The following is a 19,650-nucleotide window of genomic DNA, read 5'->3' on the forward strand; positions in this document are numbered from 1 at the left end:
ATTGACTAATAACTATTTTTCGTATTTTTCATAAGCAGCTACAATTCGCTGAACTAGGGGATGACGCACTACATCTTTTTGGGTGAATTCGCAAAAACCAATGCCTTCGACGTGCTTTAAAATGTCTAAAGCGACTGATAGACCTGATTGTTGATTATGAGGCAAATCTGTTTGTGTAGTATCGCCTGTAATCACCATCCGCGAACGAAAACCCAACCGCGTCAAAACCATTTTGATTTGTGCAGGTGTAGTATTTTGAGCTTCATCCACTATTATGAAAGCATGATTTAGGGTACGTCCGCGCATGTATGCGAGTGGTGCAACTTCAATGATGCCGCGTTCCATTAAATTGGGGACTTTTTCAGCATCAATAAATTCGTAAATTGCATCGTAAAGTGGACGGAGATAAGGGTTAATTTTTTGCTGTAAGTCTCCTGGTAAAAAACCCAATCTTTCACCGGCTTCTACTGCTGGACGAGTTAAAATCAGTTTTTCTACTTGGTTGGCGAGGAGTGCTTGAACGGCGACAACAACAGCGAGATAAGTTTTACCTGTACCCGCAGGCCCTGTACAGAAGGTAACGTCACGTTTGCGGATAGTCTCAATGTACTGTCGCTGACGAAATGTTTTGGCGCGGACTTCATCACCGCGACGGGTTTTAGCAAGAACATCTCGACGTAATTCTTGTAATTCGTCTTCGCGATCGCTATCTAAGGCTTGACGGGCTGTTAAAATATCGGCACTAGAAATGGTATTGCCTTTAATCCACAGGTCTTCGAGCGATCGCACTAACCGCGATGCTAAATTAATTTGTGCATCTGTACCAGTAATCTGTAATTCCTGTCCGCGTAGTACTAACACCGCGCCTGTTTGCCGAGACAGGATTTTGAGATTTTCTTCACCATCACCTGCAAGAGCGATCGCACTGGGAATATTTGGCAGCTGAATCTTTAAAGCATCTGCCATAGTTATTTCTTAAATGTGTGAGGAGTTATTTTTAACAACGGTCTCAGTATTTTTCAGATTTTTAATTAACTTTATTTTTACATTATTTTCTAATGATTCGTCATTTTTACTGGCTAATGACTATCTCAGATAGTTATTTTTTACTGTTTTTTCTAGCAGAAGTAGAGACGCGATCGCGTCTCTACTAGGTTGAGGTTGAAATTAATTAAGCTTTCAAACCCTTATTACCGAACACCTTTACGTGCAGCCTCTGCTTTACGCTTGCGGCGCAAACTGGGTTTTTCGTATCTTTCCCGGCGTTTAACTTCAGATAATATCCCGGCTCTTTGAATTTTCTTTTTAAAACGTCTTAGTGCCGAGTCAATTGTTTCATTTTCACCTAGACGAACTTCAGCCACTCCCTATTTTCACCCCCTGACAGAGATATTTAGAAGTTGCATTCAAAAATAGCATTTAGAAATTAGGTCAATGAGAGGAGGCACAATGCAGAAGGATTAAGTTTCAGACTTCATCTTTCATACTTCATACTTTTTCTCCCTCATCTTCCTTTCTTTTTAGTTTAAACCTAGCGGAAACGAGGTTTAGCAATAGGTCTAGGCCCGTTGTTCCCGCCTCTTTCCCTAGTTTTTGGGAGTGGCGGTCGCTCTTCGCGGTCTTCATCAAAAGACATACCGTCTCGCCCCATAGCACTGCTGCCATAGATATCCAGGTAGACTGATTGTCCAGCAAGTTCCGCAGCGGCGGCAATTACTGTCCGAATCGCCTGAATATTGCGTCCGCCTCGACCAAATACTTTGCCTTTATCTTCACTGTCAAAGGCAATGCGAATCCAAGCCTTTTTCAGGGTGTGAGAAATTTCACAATCAACGCTTAAAGTCTTTGGAGATTCTAAAAACGGCTGCATCAAAAATTTAACTAATCCAACGTAGTTGGGATTAGTTGTCAGAAGAAATTGTGTGTTTTCGTTATGATGCGGGTTTTGCACTGACCTGTTCAAGAACATTAGCTTTTACTAGGATGCGACGTACTGTGTCAGTGGGTTGTGCGCCTTGTTGTAGTCGCTTGACGATGCTGGGAACGTCTAGTCTTACTTCATCGGTTCTGGGGTTGTAAAAGCCCAGTTCTTCCAAAGGTCGACCATCGCGGCGAGAGAGGCTATTCATGGCGACAATACGGTAGCTCGCTTCCCGCTTTTTTCCGTATCGCTTCAAGCGCAGTTTGATCATGTTGAAGAATCGTTCTCCTGTTTATATGGATTTTTGGCAGCGGATAGATGAGGGAAATAACTGGGCGAAAGTGCCTTTGTTAATAAATTCCCATACTGAAATGCCTATTTTAACACTTGATTAGTGTTTACGGCTATTGACTAATAGTCAAGGGTCAAGAGTCAATAGTCCAAAGTGGTTTGACCATTGACTCTTCCTTAAAGATTGCCAAAACCTTTTTTCTTTTTATCTTTGGGTTTTTTCTTTTTGGTGCCGCCACCGCCACCACCAGTGTAACCGCGCCATCCAGGTGCGGAGGGACGGTTGCCTGCGCCGGCAAAGGGGTTGCCCATACCACCGCCGCCAAACATACCTCCGGGCATACCGGGGAAGTTACCTTTACCCATTTGCTGCATGAGCGATCGCATTTTTTGGAAGTCTGATACCAGCTTGCTGACATCGGCTTCTTTGTAACCAGAACCACTCGCTACCCGTCGTCGTCGGCTGGGAGAACTGGCCAATAAATCTGGGTCTTGGCGTTCTTGCTTGGTCATGGAGTTAATCATCGATTCGCAGCGTTTTAGCTGGGTTTCTCCCTGCTTGAGTTGATCATCAGAAAGCTTGCCCATACCAGGGATCATCTTGAGAATGCCTCCCAAGGAGCCCATATTTTTCAACAAACGCAGCTGTTTGAGAAAGTCGGTAAAGTCAAACTTTGCTGACAGAATTTTCTCCTGCATTTGCTCGGCATCTGCCAAGTCAATTTCTTCTTGGGCTTTTTCTACCAAGGTCAGCACATCGCCCATACCCAGAATCCGTGATGCCATCCGGTCAGGGTAGAAAGGTTGTAGGGCTTCGACTTTTTCCCCAATACCAACAAATTTGATTGGTGCGCCAGAAATCTGCCGGACTGATAACGCCGCACCACCCCGGCTATCACCATCTAACTTGGTGAGAATTGCCCCAGTAATGCCGATTTGCTCATGGAAGGTGCGGGTGAGGTTGGCGGCTTCTTGACCAGTCATTGCGTCCACCACTAACAAAGTTTCGTGGGGTTGGACTGTGGCTTTGATGCGGGCTAATTCTGCCATCATATCTTCGTCGATTTGCAGACGACCCGCGGTATCGATTATGACTGTGTTTACACCTTCGGCTTTGGCGCGTTCTAAACCTTGGCGGGCGATTTCTACTGGGTCAGCGTCACTGCCCAAATCAAATACTGGTACGTCAATTTGTTTACCCAAGGTGATCAACTGATCGATCGCGGCTGGGCGATATACGTCTGTGGCGACTAATAAACAGCTACGATCTAATTTCCGTAGATGTAAAGCTAATTTGGCGGTGGCGGTGGTTTTACCAGTACCTTGCAACCCAGCCATCAGCACAACGGTAGGCTTTTGTTCAGCTTCCGCTAGGGGAATGTTTTCTTCCCCCATCACTTGCACTAGTTCATCGTAGACAATTTTGATGAACTGCTGGTCAGGGCGCACGCCAGAAATTACCTCGGCTCCCTGCGCCTTGGCTTCAACTTCGCTAATAAAATCTTTGACTACCTGGAGGTTGACATCTGCTTCCAACAAAGCGCGGCGGACTTCTCGCAAAGCGTCTTGAATGTTGGATTCCGAAATTTTATCTTGACCTCGTAGTTTTTTCCAGGCGGATTCTAAACGGTCTGCTAATGCGTCAAACATATCTTAGTTACAAGTAGTTAGCCAATAGGGAAGCCTGAATCGCCAAACAGCGATGCAGAATTTCCGGTAGAATTTGAACGTGCTATCTACCAGCTTAGTAGTTTTCACTCCGACTTGAACAACTGGATACCTACTGATGTTGGGGTGGTCAACCGTCTTTTGTGTATAAATTCTGATTTTGGCGGTGTGTGGCAGTGTGGGCGATCGCTCTTATTAAACGAGACTTACTTGCTGAGATTCGTTTGGTTGTAAGGCTTTTTTAACTATTTCTAGTAGTACATTCATGTCAACAGGCTTGCGGATAATGCCTGCTATTCTTGCTTGGCACTTCTTGCGGATTGCATCTTCTTCATGGCCACTCAGTAACAAAATCGGTAAACACTTTAAATTACAATTTTGCTGGATGTGGTGAGCCACTTCATAACCATCCATCCCAGGCATTGTGACATCCAGAACTAGTAAATCAAATACTTGCGTTTCTATTTTTGCTAGTACTTCTATTCCGCTAAATACGGCATCAACTTTATAACCATTGCTTTCTAAAATTGTTTTTAATAGCCAACAAATTATAGTGCAATCATCACATATAAGAATATGTTTATGTGTATTGTTCATTTGTTCATATAAAAAGTCTAATTCTTTGACTCTATTTATTAGAAATGATGTGTGATTTTTTTCAAAAATCAGTACATTTTAATATATTATTTGCTATTGCTTCTTATCTATTAGATATTTACAGCAATAGTTTCACAGATAATATTCTGATTTTTATTGATAATAAATTTATATTATTTTTATCATAAAATGTTTTGCAATAAAATATATTCATAAGAAGGAAATTCACTTATTATCAAAGACGTAAATTTGACTAAATACTACCAATAAAGAAAAACTTTCTCAGAAGAAAATAAAATAAAAACTCTTACTTGGAGATATTAGCCACCAAATTTTCTACTGTATCAGCATCATTTGGTAATGTGGCTGTTAAAACTTCGCTACCATCACTAGTAACTAAAACATCATCTTCTATACGGATACCGCGAACATCAGCAAACTGAGATAAACGCTCCCAATTCAAGACATTTTGATATTTAGCGCGATTTTGAGGATCATTTAAAATCGCTGGAACTTGATAAAATCCCGGTTCAATTGTGACTAACATTCCTGGATGTAGGGGACGATTGAGACGCAGATAGCTTAAGCCAAAGCGATCGCTCCTTGTCCTACCATCTTCATATCCGGCTAAATCTCCCAAGTCTTCCATATCATGCACATCTAAACCGAGTAAATGCCCAATTCCGTGGGGGAAAAACAGTGCATGGGCATCTATTTCTATTAAATCTTGGGGGTTGCCTTGTAAAATGCCTAAATCTACTAAACCTTCGGCAATGGTAGTTGCAGCTAATAAATGAATATCCCCATACTCCACCCCTGGGCGAATTTTGGCAATGCAAGCATCATGAGCCGCTAAAACAACATCATAAATATCTCGTTGCGTGGCGGAAAACTTTCCAGAAACAGGCCAAGTCCGGGTGATATCAGCCGCCCACCCCATTTCTGTTTCTGCACCCACATCAGCAAGTAATAAATCACCGGGTTGCAGTGGGTGATGATATGCTTCATTATGCAAAACTTCGCCGTGAACGGTAACAATACTGTTGTAAGAAGTTGTCATATTCTGGGCAATAATTACCCCTTCCATTGCCGCGCGGACTTCTGCTTCTTGTTTGGCTTTGGGGGTTGCGGCCATACCTGCTTTGTGTGCAGCCACACTCACAGCCGCAGCTTTACGTAATTCAGCTAACGCCCCAGCATCGTGGGTGAGGCGTAAGGTAACAATTGCCTTGGCTAATTCTAAATCTAGTCCTGCCAAATCGGATGGTGAAGCAATCTCTCTGTGTAGAATTTGAGATTGCACAAGGCTGGTGCGATAGTTCTGCACCGGAATTGAGGCTGCGCCACTCCCCCGATGTTTCAATTCGGACAGGGTTTTCGCTACATCTGCGCCTATTTTCTCGGCAATTTCTGCACGTTTGGGGGTTTCACCATGCCATAAAGCGCTACTGGGTTCGGGATCATCCATGAATAACTCAAGTTTGCCTGCTTCTAGGCGGATGGCGGCGTTGGGCAAAGGCAAGCCGGCAAAGTACAGAAAATGACTACTGGCGCGAAATGGATAGGTATTAGCTCTAAAATTGCGGGGGCTGTTGCTTCCTGATCCAGAGAATTACAGGGAAATCAATTAACTGCGCGAGTTTTTGCCGTCTGTGGCTTAGGGTATCGGCAAAGGAACTAGAGATATTGTATGCAACCATAAATAATTAAAAATAAGGATAAATTCTGTTATTTAGTCTTTATCATCGTTTTTATCATCATGATCATGATTTTTATCATCATCTTGATCATGATCATCATTTTTGTCCTGTTTTATAGCTTGCTCAGGCTGTGGTTGAGGTTGATTGTTCGATTGCTCTTTTGGTGTTGCAGTTTGTTCTGGTGGGCTGTGTACTTGGATCACGCAGCCAACTAATCCTGAAGCAAGGAGCGCTAAATGGATGGTAGCAAAGATACCTCTGATAATGGTGATCCTCAAGTTTTTATCTTGATTTAACATTACTCGCGCTGTGAGATACGTTATCTAATCTCTACGTTACAGCGTAAATACATAACGTTTATCTTTGATAATCCGTAAATATCTCATACAGTTTTGATAAATATATATAGCTGCCATTTCTAGAGTAACTCTATGGGACAAGTTATTACTCAGGTTGATGCTTTTACCGATAAACCTTTTGCGGGAAATCCTGCGGCTGTGTGTGTTTTGCCTGCACCAAAAGATACTGGCTGGATGCAGCTGGTAGCGCAGGAAATGAATTTGTCGGAAACGGCTTTTTTAGTCAAACAAGAGGATGGCTTTAATCTGCGTTGGTTTACGCCAGCTGTGGAAGTGCCGCTTTGTGGTCATGCAACTTTAGCCAGCGCCCATGTACTGTGGTCTGAGGGACATTTATCAAAGGATGAAGCGGCTCGATTTCATACCAAAAGTGGGTTACTGATTGCCAAGCGCCAAAATGAATGGATTGAGCTAGATTTCCCTGTTAATCACTCGCAAGCGACGAACGCACCAGCAGAACTCAGTACAGCTTTAGGTGTAAATTTTCAAGCTGTTTACCAAAATTCTCTCGGTTATCTCGTAGAAGTAGAATCTGAAGATGTAGTACGACAAATGCAGCCGAATTTTCAACTTTTGAAAACCTTGCCGGGAGATGGGGTAATCGTCACCAGCAAAACTCATCCAGGCTCAGAATATGATTTTGTTTCACGTTTTTTTGCACCAGCCCTCGGTATTGATGAAGATCCAGTGACAGGAGCCGCCCATTGCTGTTTAGCACCGTTTTGGCGCGATCGCTTGAGTAAGAATACTTTCTTGGCTTATCAAGCATCTAGTCCGGGTGGTGTCGTCAAATTATATTATGATGGCGGCGATCGCGTACTCATTTCTGGTCAAGCAGTTACCATACTACAAGGTGAACTTACTAATTGTTGAAATAAAAAGTAAAATTTAGCGGCAACATTGTAGTGATTTACACTTAAAAAAACTGTATAATCCAAGATTAAGTATCATCTAACACGCCAACTTAGTTAATGCCCCTTTAAGGATTTGTGAGTCAGTATATATGTGCAAATACCCGTTTAAAACGTATACAGAACGGATAGTTCAGGTATCAGAATCAATTATTAAAAATTTTCAACGCCACTGAATCATCGGTCTAACTCCAATCAATGATGAATTATGGTGGCTAACTTTTCTAGGCCATTTTGATCAATCGTATTTTGCCGACTTTTGAATGAGCATTTTGTAACCAATACGATACAAAAATAGGACTTACACAACAAGATGCTTCGCTTGGGAGGGAATGAGGATTTTAAACCTTAACTACCCAAACTTTTGATGTCTTGTTTGAAGATTTCAATCCCGCAGAAATTAGATGAACTCTAGTGTTGCGGCGAATTTTGGTATCAACTTGAACTTGCTATTCATCTCGATAATTTTTTACTCATGGATTACAATCAACAACTGATTCATTTAACAGAAATCTCAGCCACCGATGTTCCATCTGGCGGAGATTTTAAATATAAATGTCGTGTACAGATACTTTCAGAGCAAGGACAATCTATTTTGTCCAAAGATCTGTTTTCGCGGATGCAGCCCAGCTGGCTATTAAATTTAACTAACTACAAAGACTGCGCCATTACTATTACACTGTGTTATCGCCAAGGTGATATGACGCAACCTTGGCAAGATGCAGGGACAGTGACCTTTGCGGCGCAAGATTTTCTGCATGGACACAACTCAATTGAACTAGAATTTCCCATCACCACCTGGAGTCTAGCACCCTACTTAACCCTGAAAACACGGATCACCCAGACTATTGGTGAAGCACATAGCAGCACCGTCAACTTATTAGCCAATCAGCCAAGCCATACGCGTGTTCAACTAAAACCAACCTCAACAACTGACAAAGAAGTAGAAATTCCCGCAGCTATACCCCTGACGGCTAATGAAGAAGTCATCGTCAAGGATATCTGGAATAAAATGCGGGCTTGGAAAGAACTGCAAATGGAAAAGTTCTTTAAACGGCTGTTGCTGGAAGAACCAGAACTAGAACATATTTTTGGTGAAGCGATCGACAGTATGACAGATTACTTTTATGAGTTATTTGATTACTGTATTCACCAACTCCAGCCCCATACCCAAAACATCATTTCTGAACCTCTCACAGGTGTGCCTTACGAAAAAGGCGATGACTTCGATACAGTAGAAGATTACGGGGCTTTGTTTGCGGATATTGGGATGCGTCCCCACCACTGGGTGAAAGCGCGACAAGTGTGGATGTGGATGTTACCCTCGATTCCTTATATTGAAGAATATGATCGCCAAGATTTAGCTAAAGGTGTCAACTCTGCCCTCTACAAGTTTTTTAATACCCATATCATTGTCCCAATGGTAGAAGCAGTCCGTTGTTATGAAGACGCTTTACCACCAGAATTACTCCAGGAGATGACAGACACTTGGCAGGTATTTAGCCAAAACAAGCAAGAAATGGGGATGGTATTTTATCAAACCTTGTTTGAAAAGTATCCCTTTGTATTGCCGATTTTTGGCAGGGCGGATATCGATTACCTGTCTTTGCACCTGTTTCAATCATTGGATTTTCTCATGCGTTGCTTGAAAAGTGAAACCACTGATGAACTGTTGCTGGAACTGCGGTTATTAGGACAAATCCACGGCAATGTAGGAGTACCATCTTGTGCATACCCTGCCATTTCTGACACCATGTTTGTCTTATTTGAAAAGTATGTGCCGAATTTTACCCCAGAATTACGGCGGGCATGGCAAACATTATTTAATCGCGTCACTAATGTGATGAAATTGCCCAAGCTAAATGAAGAAAGGTTATTAAAAAAAGCCAAGCAATTTCTCGAAGTGATTGCGACTGAACAAGGTTGGGAACCAGAACATCAAAAACTACGTTGGGCAGAAATTCAAGCAGAAGTCCAAGCCACAGGTGCTTACAGTCATACCTACGAAGAACTCGCCTATGGCGCACAGTTAGCTTGGCGGAATGCTTCCAAATGTATTGGTCGGATTCAGTGGAATAATATGGTGGTGCGTGATTGCCGTCATATTACCGACCCTGATGAAATGTTCAAAGAATTAGTCGAACATTTGCGTTTAGGGACGAATGGCGGCAATATTCAAGTGATCATGACCGCATTTCGTCCCAAACAACCGAAAGAACGTTGGGGGCCCCGCCTGTGGAATCCCCAATTACTGCGTTACGCCGCCTACGAACAACCAGATGGCAGTGTAATGGGCGATCGCGCTAACTTAGATTTAACTAAAGCAGTGATCAAACTAGGTTGGCAACCACCATCACCCCGCACACCCTACGATATTTTACCGATAGTGATTGAAGTGCCGGGAATGGAGCCAAAGCTTTATGAATTCCCTAAAGACGAAATTTTAGAAATAGACATTGAACATCCCACCATTGCCGAATTCAAATCTTTAGGGTTGCGCTGGTATGCCATCCCGGCTATCAGTAATTTCCGTATGGATATTGGTGGCATTACCTACGCTTGCGTCCCCTTTAATGGCTGGTACATGGGTACAGAAATCATGCGTGATTTCATGGAAGAAGGGCGTTACGACAAACTCGAAGACATCGCCAAAGTACTGCAATTAGATACTAGTTCCGAGCAGACATTGTGGCGCGATCGCGTCGCCTTAGAACTGAATGTTGCCGTCCTGCACTCCTTCCAAAAAGCGAAGGTAACAATGGTAGACCATCAATCTGCTTCGCGCCAGTACCTTGCCCACGATTTGCGAGAAAAGAAAGCAGGTAGAGAGTGTCCGGCTGAGTGGGGTTGGGTGGTACCACCAGCAGGCGGTAGCGCTTGTCCGGTTTGGCATCACCAAACACGCGACTTTTATTTAGAACCTGCCTATCACCATGCAGCCGATCGCTGGGCAGTAGAAGATGGAATTGACCTGGAAAAAATCACGACTTTTGCTTCCGAAGACGACAACAAACAAGACCGAATCTTGATTTTGTATGCCTCGGAAACTGGCACAGCCGAAGGTTTTGCCCGGACTGTGGCGCGGCAATTAAGTCGCTATCGTCCCAAGGTGATGGAACTAGATGAGTATAACCTTGACCTCCTTACCTCCGAAAAACTACTGCTGATTGTCACCTCCACCTTTGGTAACGGGGAAATGCCAGGGAACGGCAAAAAATTCTTGTACTGGTTGAAAAAGCAACCACCCGGTTCGTTAATGAGTTTAAATTATTCTGTGTTGGGGCTGGGCAGTACCGTGTATGAACAATTCTGTGCAGCGGGAATTGCGGTTGATAAAGCCTTAGCTCGTTCAGGGGCAAACTGTATTGTTCCCCTACATAAAGCTGACGAAATCAAAGGACAAGCCGACACCTTCAAGCAGTGGCTGAGATTAATTAGCCGTGTCTTAGGTGAAGATGCCACAGCGGCCGATGCGACTACGGCTCATGCGCCGCAATTGCAAGTGAAATTGTTAAACGCTGCAGAAGTTCTCAACCTTTCTTGTATAGTAGACAGTGGCGATCGCGGTATAGCCGTACCTGTAGTTGCTAATCAAGAACTGCTGCAAGAAGTAATTCCTGGTAGCCGTTCCACCCGATTTATCAGCTTTGATATTGCCAATACCAACCTGAATTATGAAACAGGCGATCATGTGGCAGTGTATCCTTGTAATTCATCAGCCTTGGTGCAGCGAATTTGCGATCGCCTCAATGTCACCCAAGACACCTACTTCAGCGCCAGTTACGTCACCGCCGATGGTCAGGAAACCGAAGACAAACCCCCAATTCCCGTACCGACAACCGTCGGTCATGTGTTACAGGAAGAACTAGATTTAGCTTTGCGGGAACCATTCAATGATTTATTGGCATATTTACACTCCGCCACGCCAAACCTCACAGAAAAACAACGCCTAGAAACTTGGTTAGAAATTCTCCGCCAAGGTGAAGACCATCCCGACAGCATTGCGCTCACCAAAAATATCACCGACAATTACATGAGCGTGGCTGACTTATTCGATGAATTCCCCGCCGCCAAAATTACCCTCGCCGCCTTACTAGAGTTACTTCCCAGACAGAAACCCCGTCTGTATTCAATTTCCTCCTGTCCCTTGCTACATCCCCAAGAAATTCAAATCACCGTTGGGGTATTGCAAATTACCACCGATGCAGGCAAAGTCCGTCAAGGACTATGTTCCAACTACTTAGCTGGACTGGAACCAGGCACAAAAGTACGAATTGACGTTCGTACCTCCACCTTTAGACCACCTAGCGATCCAGAAGCAATTATGCTGATGGTAGGGCCAGGTACTGGGGTTTCACCGTTAATTGGCTTTTTGCAATACCGACAAGCCCTGTGGCAACAAGGACAACCTTTGGCAAATGCAGCTTTATTCTTTGGTTGTCGTAATCAGCATGACTTCCTCTATCAAGAGCAATTGCAGACATGGCACAATCAGGGCGTGCTGTCGGAATTAAACGTGGCATTTTCTCGCCAAGGCAACACCAAAACCTACGTACAAGATTTGATGCAGCAGCAACCACAAGAAATATGGCAAAAGCTGAGTCATCCTCAATGCCACTATTATGTTTGTGGTGATGCCAAGATGGCCGATGATGTTTATCAAGTTATGTTAGCGATCGCCAATACAGAAGGTGGTTTATCACACCTAGAAGCTGTGCAGTTCTTTGACAAAATGAAACAAGAAAAACGCTTCACCTCTGATGTTTGGGGAGTCACACTCAACTACAAACAAGCCATCAAACAAGTTCAGAAAGATAACTATTCCAAAGCCCAAAGATGGCTGGAGCGTGTTAATCAATCAGCAGATGATCATGCACAAGTTACAGAGGTGGTACAACCATCAATTGCCTATAATCTTTGAGACATGATGACATGATGATTTGCGGTTGAAAATAAGTAAAAATTAGCTAGATATTAGATACCCGATTTCTTTGAGAAATCGGGTATTTTGTTATTCATGAATTATTGAGATTTTATTTATTTTTGTGATTTAGCTTCGATTTTCTGATAAATTGAATTTCAGCAAACTATCATATATTCCCTTGAGTTATCTATTAACTGTTTTTTGTTGATTGCCACAGTAATATGTAAACGTTCCAAATAAAAACTGAGGCATGGAACAAACTATATTTTTAGACTTTTTAGCCAGCCTACAAAAACTGTTTGTAGGTTACATTCCGGCTGCTGTTTTCGGCAGTTTTATTGGATATTTCATTGGTATAAATGTTACAGTGTATCAGATTCTTAGAAGAATATTTCAGATACCTAATAGCATTCCACCTTTAGCCCTACTGCCAATTGCGCTGATATTATTTCAAGATAGTGAACCTGCTGCGGTAATTGTGATTTTTATTGCCACCCTCTGGACAATTATCATTAATGTAGCAATAGGTTTACAACATTTTCGCAGGCAAAATAATAACTTTCGTGCTGCCATATTTCATGTATTTCATGCCCTAAAAGTTGGCATTTGGGTAGCGTGGTTTACAGTTATTGCCATAGAAATGTTAATTGGCCCTAGAGGATTAGGCTTTCTTCTCTGGGAAGCCTATAAAGCAGGTAATACTAATAACATTATTCAGTTTTTACTCTACATCGGTATTATCGGCACATTATTGGATCAATTTTTAGATTTCATGGGGTCTCTATTGGCACAAATGATTTCTGAAAGCAAAAAATCTACTTAATCTTTTATTTGGGTTTACGAATTACACTTTGCCAGTTAATAGTTTGCTTTGCCGAACGTTCGCCTAATGAGCGCGTTGCTATCACTTCAATATCAACATTGGTACCAGAACTGAGGGCATTTTCTGGGATTTTTAGCTTGCCTAACGCCAAAATAAACCGATTATAGTCACGGGTGACAAATTCAGCAGGAACATCACCTGTATAAACAGTTTGATAGTCAGAGAAACCCCCAGAATTATCTCGCGCCCGGAATTTCACCCGAAATTTAGTCTGAAGCACATCAGATTTTGCTGCTAAATCAACTATTTTTAAGTTGAGGTTTTCTCCTGCACCTGCAAATTCGGCTATGGCTAACCGAGTAACATCTTGTTTGAGAATTGCGTGGTTAACGGTATAGGTTGTCAAATTATTCTCATTTTTACTGTTACCATCAACCCACAAATCTTCAGCAAAAGTTACTTCTACTTGCTTACTATCATTTAAAGTGACTGTTACAGGTTGATTGCCAAAACTTTGACTCGGTTGTTTTTCCTGCCAAACAATTTGAAAAGACTCTTCTAAACGCTGGGCAAATTCGCGGTACTCATCTGCAACCATAGAACCAGGCGCAAGTAATGAAGTTGCACCTATACGCAGGTTCCATTTATTTTTCGAGAGTGGGAATTGTTTACCAGCGAGTTCGGTAATTGATAATTTGATGCTAGGAGTCTCAGCGGCCAAGGGTTCTTTACTGTTAACAATACTCAACACTCCTAAACGCCCAGTATGACCATCGCTACCATCACTACCGTTGCTGCCATCCCGTCCATCATGGCATCTGTAACGCTTCTTAGTACATTTGTAATCAGAACTGCCGGGAGTGCCTTTGCAGGTTTCCACTTCCCAACTGCGCCTGCGACAATTGCACCCAGACGTACCATTACCACCGCGTCCGCCGCGTCCGCCTTCACCTGGGGTAGCGCGAACGAGAATTTTGCGTAAGTCGGCTAAATTGGTGTAATAAGCCGTGAGAGAACCCCCATTTCCGCCATCTCCGCCTTTACCACCATTACCACCCGCACCGCCATCGGCTGCATGAATATCACGATTTCCCTTCTCTGGTTGATAACCGCAGTCAGGGCGATAACCATTTTCACCGTCTTCCCCATCCTCGCCATTTTGACCTGATAAGTCGAGGTTAACTGATGAACCATCGACAAAAATAATTTGATTTTGACCGTCGCGGCCCTCTCTACCCGATCGCCCACTTGTCCCCGCACTTCCATCTCTGCCATAATCCCGATTAGCCAGGTAGTTGTTATTAGCGATCGCTGGACATAATACCGAACCAGATGCAGGTAACAAGCTAGTAACTAAGCAAAATGTCAGTAAAAGTGGCAGCTTACCCCTCAGACTGTTGGACATCGGCGGAAACCTAATCGTTAGTGATATTTACTGAATATGACGTTGCATAACAGGAATTTGCTCCTGATTTCTACTCATACACTATTACAAATATGAAGTGTGAAGTATGAAATTAGGCAGCATCCCACTTTTTTGAATAGACTTCTTGCAGAAATCAAAAAATAACCCCACACCGCCTTTGACGCAAGTCCCGCCTCAGAATAAATTCCGAGTATCATAGCGTCAGTCATCTCAAGATAACTCAACCAAAAATGTCTTTCAGTCCACTTGAGTGGACTTTGGCTATAAGCCTGGAACTTTAGTTCTAGGCGGTATGTGGTTGAACATGAAAATTTGTGACTTGTGTTTACACCGTAACCTCTAAGATTGAACGTGTTGGTTTTGCTGCCAGATTATTGACAATTAATTCTACTGCTAACCGTTCTTTTTCAAATGCTTGTCTGAAAAGCTGCAAGGCCAAAACAGAGTCGCCTTTGAGTTTCGCAACTTATGCAGAAACAAGTAAGATTGTAGACAAGTAAAAAATGCGTGATCAAGGTAGGAATTGATCAATAAGCGGAGAATTAAAATGTTAACTAAAATCGCTATGTTCTAACAGACTATGAACAGTCAACCAAAACCCAATTTGAGTGAGTTAGAAAAATCTCATAGTCAAGACATTGAAACAATTACGCTTTTGTTGGCGAAGATTTCCCAGCGCAGTCCATCGGAAATTAAACCACACCTGGATATTATGCTAGAGCGACTGGTGCAACCAGCCCAGGAAAGTCCTTTCTATGAAACTGCTACCCCTACTGAGTGGGTAGCCGCATTTCGGGATTGGGTAGAAAGTCACCGAGGGCTGAATCTACCTACACTGTCTGATGAAGCCATTAGCCGCGAAAGTATTTATGGAGAGCGAGGTTAAGTGTCGTACTTGGTAGATACTAATGTTTTGTTGAGGAGTGTAGACCTTAGCCATCCCATGAACCTTGATGCTGCCAATGCTATCAGTACGTTACACAATCGCAGTGAACAGTTGCACATTGTACCGCAAAACTTGATTGAATTTTGGAGCGTCTACACACGCCCAATTGAGCGAAATGGTTTAGGGCGTAGTGTAGCAGAAGCACAAGCAGAAGTTAACCGTTTAAAAGTGTTATTTCCACTGTTGCTAGATACTGAGGCAATTTACCAGGAATGGGAAAGGCTGGTAGTTGTCTATGGAATTAGAGGAATCAACGTACACGATGCGCGACTGGTTGCAGCAATGCTGGTGCATGGCTTAACTCATATTTTGACGTTTAATATCAGTGATTTTGCCCGTTATTCAGAAATTACAACTATTAATCCCGCTACTATATAACTGATGTCATTGCCAGCTTAAACTAATATGACCGCCGAAACCAAGAGCGAAGCCAACGCCACAAGCGACGCAACCACACCCAAAAACTACGGTCATAAGATATCAGTTTTCATCTTCTAAACTGGGAACGCATTAAACGCCATAAAATTACCAGAATCAACCATACAAGGGCAAAAGGAAAGGCTATCAGCCCAAAAATGAAACACAAAATCAAATGTAACCAACCACGTTGAGCGAATTTTATTAGTGATTTTAGCCACCGAGGATAAGGCATTGCTTCAAAAGGAAGCCCAAGTTCTTGGTAAATCTGCTGGGCTTGATACGAAGCTGCAAATCCTTCTTGAATCCTGCCACATCGAGAATAAGCATTGCCCAAATTCATTAAGGAATTACCTTCGCCATTGCGATCGCCTATCTCCCTTTTGATTTCCAGAGACTGCTGGTAGAACTCAATCGCCCGTTGGTACTCTCCCAAGGAATAGCAAACATTGCCTAAATTCATTAAACATAAGCCTTCACCATTGTGATCGCCTATCTCCCTTTTGATTTCCAAAGACTGCTGGTAGAACTCAATCGCCCGTTGGTACTCTCCCTGGGAATAGTAAGCAACGCCTAAACCGATTAAGGAATTACCAACGTCGTTGCGATCGCCTATATCCCTTTTGATTTCCAAAGACTGCTGGTAGAACTCAATCGCCCGTTGGTACTCTCCCTGGGAGTTGTAAGCATTGCCTAAACCGATTAAGGAATTACCAACGCCATCACGATCGCCTATGTCCCTTTTGATTTCCAAAGACTGCTGGTAGAACTCAATCGCCCGTTGGTACTCTCCCTGGGAATCGTAAGCATTGCCTAAATTGTATAAGGAATTACCAACGCCATCACGAGCGCCTATTTCCCTTTTGATTTCCAAAGACTGCTGGAAAAACTCAATCGCCCGTTGGTACTCTCCCTGGGAATAGCAAACATTGCCTAAACCGATTAAGGAACTACCAACGCCATCACGATCGCCTATCTCCCTTTTGATTTCCAAAGACTGCTGGAAAAACTCAATCGCCCGTTGGTACTCTCCCTGGGAATCGTAAGCATTGCCTAAACCGATTAAGGAACTACCAACGCCATCACGATCGCCTATCTCCCTTTTGATTTCCAAAGACTGTTGGTAGAACTCAATTGCCCGTTGATAATGTCCTTGGGACTTGTAAACACTGCCTAAACCGATTAAAGAATTACCTTCGCCATCACGATTGCCTATCTCCCTAAATATCTCCAAAGACTGCTGGTAGAACTCAATTGCCCGTTGGTAATGTCCTTGGAAGTTGTAAGCACTGCCTAAATTATTTAAGGAATTACCTTCGCCTAAGCGATCGCCTATGTCCCTTTTGATTTCCAAAGACTGCTGGTAGAACTCAATCGCCCGTTGGTACTGTCCCTGGGACTTGTAAGCATTGCCTAAATTATTGAATAAACTACCAACGCCATCACGATCGCCTATGTCCCTTGATATTTCTAAAGACTGCTGGTAGAACTCAATCGCCCGTTGGTACTGTCCCTGGGAACTGTAAGCAATGCCTAAATTTTGTAAGGAAGCACCTTCACTATTGCGCTCGCCTATGTCCCTTGATATTTCTAAAGACTACTGGAAAAACTCAATCGCCCGTTGGTACTGTCCCTGGGAACTGTAAGCAATGCCTAATGAAGTGAGAGAAGCCCGATAAATCCAATTTTCTCTATCCCCAATTTCTTGCCATTTACTTACTAACTGCCCATATAATTCCACTTGGTCGATGTAATAACCCCGCAAGGTTAAAAAATCATTGCAAAATTTTAAGACATCAAATGCCAAGTCATAATTTTCTAGTTGAAACCAGTGATGAAAAACTTCTAAATATTCTTTGATATCATCTTTAGTCTGCCAAGGTTTTTGTTTAACATTCAACAAATAATAATTAATCGCTCGTTGATGCGCTTGTGTCTGTTCCCCTGCTTTATACCGCACATACTCCAACACCACAGGTTGAAATCTAAATCTCCGCTTACCATTGAGTTGTTCTACCAACAAAGAACGCTTAACAATATTCCTTAATTCTCCCTCAATCTCTGCTGCTGAATTTCCCGGCAACACTGCAACTGCTGCTACACTGTCAACCGCACCACGATAAACACTAATATTCTGCAATAACGTTTTTTGTAACTCACTTAATCTTGCAAAACTGGCATCCAATACCAAAACCATCCCCACATTTTCCCGGCGATGCACACCCACCACTTGAGGATCTGTCAACAACTGGCGCAAATTCCCTAAGCCTAAATCTGCTAATCTGCTTAAATCCGGGTCTTGTGAATATTCTTCCTTTAATAAGTCTGCTACCAATCTCAACAATAGGGGATGCCCATCTACTAATTCCACAAACTCTTTTAAATCCCCTTTAATGCCCAATGCTGTTAACAGTGCTACCCCTTCATCTACTTGCAAACCTTTCAAGGGTAGCCATTCAAAGCCTTTTAATTCTGGTCTTTCTCTGGTGGTGACTAACACCTTACTATTACCACCAGATTCCACCCATGCTTGGAAAAACTCACCGTAAAATAAACTTCCCCACTGTCGATCAGGTTGTAATAAACTTTCCAGGTTGTCAATAATTAGTAAAAATTGCCCAGAACGCAGACACCTAACTAACGCTTCTACTAACTGCGCTTCTTGTTCTGGCACCGGAAAGCCGAATTGTGTTAATACTTCTCTGGCGACATCGCTAAAACCTGCCCCATTACTGACATCAGCCCAAAATCGTTTGGGGAAACCCGCAATTTCAGCATAAATCTTCGTCGCCAGTGTTGATTTACCTGTGCCACCGATGCCTTCTATACCGATTAAACAGGTATTTTCATCATTTAACCATTGCTGAATTTGGGCAATTTCTGTTTTTCGTCCTTGCCAATAAGCCAAATTTTTAGGGGAGTTACCCGCTTTGAGAACTCCCGGTGATTCAGCTTTGGTACTGCGTTCTAGCCACTCCACTATTTCTTGCTGTGCAGTACCATAAACAGCAATGTGGTTAGTTACTTTGGGCTATTGATATTTTTGGTGAAATCATAGTTTGGCTGATTAACATCACCTGCTGTATTTATCTGTATACTTTCATCGTAAGATTGAGCGTTGAGGCTAACAGAGCTATCATCAGATTTTGTTGCCTGCAAAATTTGGGCGATTTCCTCAGCTAGTGCTGTATCAGCATCCAAAATCTTTTTCAGTTGCACGCGCAAACTTACTTGTAAATCTTTATTATCTGGACTTTGTGCAACATCCGCAGCAGCTTCTTTTGCAGCTTCCTTCGCTTCTACCTTGGGTTGTAACTTCCCCCAAATAGCTTTAGCTTTATTCCAAACATCCTCACCAACTTTTTGTGATGCGCCTTCTGCAACTTTACCACCCACATTGAGCAGAAATGGCAGACAGGGAGCGAGAAATTTGACGATCAGCGCGATATCCATTTATATACGCAGGTAACTAAAGTTATTTATACAAGCTCATATTAACGTAATAGTCATTTATTTTTGTTTTTTGGCTCAAAATCTAAAATTGTGTACGCAAAATCTATTTCTGCGAATCCAGATATAACAAATGCGTATGCCAAAATAACAAACGCGTACACAAAATCTATTTCTGCGAGTCCAGATATAACAAATGCGATCGATCGCCAAAATA

The 19,650-nt window shown here is 42.7% G+C and carries 16 protein-coding genes and 1 pseudogene; 5 read left to right on the forward strand and 12 right to left on the reverse strand.

What is annotated here, in order from left to right:
• Nucleotides 1-12 precede the first annotated feature (12 nt).
• The 8 genes and pseudogenes from AC504W_RS18195 to AC504W_RS18230 all read right to left on the reverse strand — a co-directional run bounded on the left by AC504W_RS18195 (nucleotide 13) and on the right by AC504W_RS18230 (nucleotide 6,476).
• Nucleotides 13-966, reverse strand: coding sequence for a PhoH family protein (locus AC504W_RS18195; RefSeq protein ID WP_494873656.1), 954 nt, complete (start codon nucleotides 964-966; stop codon nucleotides 13-15).
• A 224-nt stretch (nucleotides 967-1,190) separates the two neighbouring features.
• Nucleotides 1,191-1,364, reverse strand: a complete 174-nt coding sequence (gene rpsU, locus AC504W_RS18200; RefSeq protein WP_015114573.1) for a 30S ribosomal protein S21 — start codon at nucleotides 1,362-1,364, stop codon at nucleotides 1,191-1,193.
• A gap of 167 nt (nucleotides 1,365-1,531) precedes the next feature.
• Nucleotides 1,532-1,969 (reverse strand): KH domain-containing protein, encoded by a 438-nt coding sequence (locus AC504W_RS18205; protein WP_096578656.1) that lies wholly within the window; start codon nucleotides 1,967-1,969, stop codon nucleotides 1,532-1,534.
• Entirely contained in the window at nucleotides 1,932-2,192 is a 261-nt protein-coding gene (gene rpsP, locus AC504W_RS18210) for a 30S ribosomal protein S16 (protein WP_096578659.1), read from the reverse strand. The genes AC504W_RS18205 and rpsP overlap by 38 nt, the downstream gene beginning before the upstream one ends.
• Before the next feature lie 197 nt (nucleotides 2,193-2,389).
• Nucleotides 2,390-3,862 (reverse strand): signal recognition particle protein, encoded by a 1,473-nt coding sequence (ffh, locus tag AC504W_RS18215; protein ID WP_494873657.1) that lies wholly within the window; start codon nucleotides 3,860-3,862, stop codon nucleotides 2,390-2,392.
• Between the two features lie 213 nt (nucleotides 3,863-4,075).
• The gene (locus tag AC504W_RS18220; protein WP_494873658.1) at nucleotides 4,076-4,477 is read right to left on the reverse strand and encodes a response regulator; all 402 of its coding nucleotides are present in this window, start codon (nucleotides 4,475-4,477) and stop codon (nucleotides 4,076-4,078) included.
• A 307-nt stretch (nucleotides 4,478-4,784) separates the two neighbouring features.
• Nucleotides 4,785-6,177: pseudogene (locus tag AC504W_RS18225) on the reverse strand (aminopeptidase P family protein).
• Nucleotides 6,178-6,209: 32 nt separating this feature from the next.
• Complete coding sequence (locus tag AC504W_RS18230) at nucleotides 6,210-6,476, reverse strand: hypothetical protein (protein ID WP_494873660.1); 267 nt, start codon at nucleotides 6,474-6,476, stop codon at nucleotides 6,210-6,212.
• Nucleotides 6,477-6,608: 132 nt separating this feature from the next.
• Between AC504W_RS18230 and AC504W_RS18235 the strand changes: the two genes are divergently transcribed.
• From AC504W_RS18235 to AC504W_RS18245, 3 genes are all read left to right on the forward strand, one after another.
• Nucleotides 6,609-7,409 carry a PhzF family phenazine biosynthesis protein gene (locus tag AC504W_RS18235; protein WP_494873661.1) on the forward strand — a complete coding sequence of 267 codons (801 nt, stop codon included), beginning with the start codon at nucleotides 6,609-6,611 and terminating at the stop codon, nucleotides 7,407-7,409.
• A gap of 513 nt (nucleotides 7,410-7,922) precedes the next feature.
• A complete protein-coding gene (locus tag AC504W_RS18240) occupies nucleotides 7,923-12,368 on the forward strand; it encodes a nitric oxide synthase oxygenase (protein ID WP_494879380.1) in 4,446 nt (1,481 codons plus the stop codon).
• Between the two features lie 253 nt (nucleotides 12,369-12,621).
• On the forward strand, nucleotides 12,622-13,194 hold the full coding sequence (locus AC504W_RS18245; RefSeq protein ID WP_494873663.1) for an ABC transporter permease: 573 nt from the start codon (nucleotides 12,622-12,624) through the stop codon (nucleotides 13,192-13,194).
• Between the two features lie 4 nt (nucleotides 13,195-13,198).
• Here the strand turns inward: AC504W_RS18245 and AC504W_RS18250 are convergent, their stop codons facing one another.
• Nucleotides 13,199-14,599, reverse strand: a complete 1,401-nt coding sequence (locus tag AC504W_RS18250; RefSeq protein ID WP_494873664.1) for a collagen-like protein — start codon at nucleotides 14,597-14,599, stop codon at nucleotides 13,199-13,201.
• 601 nt (nucleotides 14,600-15,200) lie between these two features.
• Here AC504W_RS18250 and AC504W_RS18255 point away from each other — a divergent pair.
• Together AC504W_RS18255 and AC504W_RS18260 are read left to right on the forward strand one after the other, a co-directional pair.
• Complete coding sequence (locus AC504W_RS18255) at nucleotides 15,201-15,506, forward strand: hypothetical protein (RefSeq protein WP_494873665.1); 306 nt, start codon at nucleotides 15,201-15,203, stop codon at nucleotides 15,504-15,506.
• A 57-nt stretch (nucleotides 15,507-15,563) separates the two neighbouring features.
• Nucleotides 15,564-15,944 carry a type II toxin-antitoxin system VapC family toxin gene (locus AC504W_RS18260; RefSeq protein ID WP_494879381.1) on the forward strand — a complete coding sequence of 127 codons (381 nt, stop codon included), beginning with the start codon at nucleotides 15,564-15,566 and terminating at the stop codon, nucleotides 15,942-15,944.
• Nucleotides 15,945-16,053: 109 nt separating this feature from the next.
• Here the strand turns inward: AC504W_RS18260 and AC504W_RS18265 are convergent, their stop codons facing one another.
• Genes AC504W_RS18265 through AC504W_RS18275 form a run of 3 tightly spaced genes read right to left on the reverse strand, consistent with a single transcriptional unit; the run spans nucleotide 16,054 to nucleotide 19,436 of the window.
• The gene (locus tag AC504W_RS18265) at nucleotides 16,054-17,571 is read right to left on the reverse strand and encodes a tetratricopeptide repeat protein (protein WP_494878693.1); all 1,518 of its coding nucleotides are present in this window, start codon (nucleotides 17,569-17,571) and stop codon (nucleotides 16,054-16,056) included.
• 9 nt (nucleotides 17,572-17,580) lie between these two features.
• On the reverse strand, nucleotides 17,581-18,963 hold the full coding sequence (locus tag AC504W_RS18270) for an NB-ARC domain-containing protein (RefSeq protein ID WP_494873667.1): 1,383 nt from the start codon (nucleotides 18,961-18,963) through the stop codon (nucleotides 17,581-17,583).
• A 41-nt stretch (nucleotides 18,964-19,004) separates the two neighbouring features.
• Nucleotides 19,005-19,436 (reverse strand): hypothetical protein, encoded by a 432-nt coding sequence (locus AC504W_RS18275; RefSeq protein WP_494873668.1) that lies wholly within the window; start codon nucleotides 19,434-19,436, stop codon nucleotides 19,005-19,007.
• Nucleotides 19,437-19,650 lie beyond the last annotated feature (214 nt).

This window comes from Nostoc sp. C96, assembly GCF_059384975.1.

Excerpts from the sequence above, each read along its gene's own strand:
- rpsP (WP_096578659.1), bottom strand. The coding sequence starts at position 2,192 with ATGATCAAACTGCGCTTGAAGCGATACGGAAAAAAGCGGGAAGCGAGC.
- AC504W_RS18275 (WP_494873668.1), bottom strand. The coding sequence starts at position 19,436 with ATGGATATCGCGCTGATCGTCAAATTTCTCGCTCCCTGTCTGCCATTT.
- AC504W_RS18195 (WP_494873656.1), bottom strand. The coding sequence starts at position 966 with ATGGCAGATGCTTTAAAGATTCAGCTGCCAAATATTCCCAGTGCGATC.
- AC504W_RS18220 (WP_494873658.1), bottom strand. The coding sequence starts at position 4,477 with ATGAACAATACACATAAACATATTCTTATATGTGATGATTGCACTATA.
- AC504W_RS18235 (WP_494873661.1), top strand. The coding sequence starts at position 6,609 with ATGGGACAAGTTATTACTCAGGTTGATGCTTTTACCGATAAACCTTTT.
- AC504W_RS18255 (WP_494873665.1), top strand. The coding sequence starts at position 15,201 with ATGAACAGTCAACCAAAACCCAATTTGAGTGAGTTAGAAAAATCTCAT.
- AC504W_RS18230 (WP_494873660.1), bottom strand. The coding sequence starts at position 6,476 with ATGTTAAATCAAGATAAAAACTTGAGGATCACCATTATCAGAGGTATC.
- ffh (WP_494873657.1), bottom strand. The coding sequence starts at position 3,862 with ATGTTTGACGCATTAGCAGACCGTTTAGAATCCGCCTGGAAAAAACTA.
- AC504W_RS18240 (WP_494879380.1), top strand. The coding sequence starts at position 7,923 with ATGGATTACAATCAACAACTGATTCATTTAACAGAAATCTCAGCCACC.
- AC504W_RS18260 (WP_494879381.1), top strand. The coding sequence starts at position 15,564 with ATGAACCTTGATGCTGCCAATGCTATCAGTACGTTACACAATCGCAGT.
- AC504W_RS18245 (WP_494873663.1), top strand. The coding sequence starts at position 12,622 with ATGGAACAAACTATATTTTTAGACTTTTTAGCCAGCCTACAAAAACTG.
- AC504W_RS18250 (WP_494873664.1), bottom strand. The coding sequence starts at position 14,599 with ATGTCCAACAGTCTGAGGGGTAAGCTGCCACTTTTACTGACATTTTGC.
- AC504W_RS18205 (WP_096578656.1), bottom strand. The coding sequence starts at position 1,969 with ATGTTCTTGAACAGGTCAGTGCAAAACCCGCATCATAACGAAAACACA.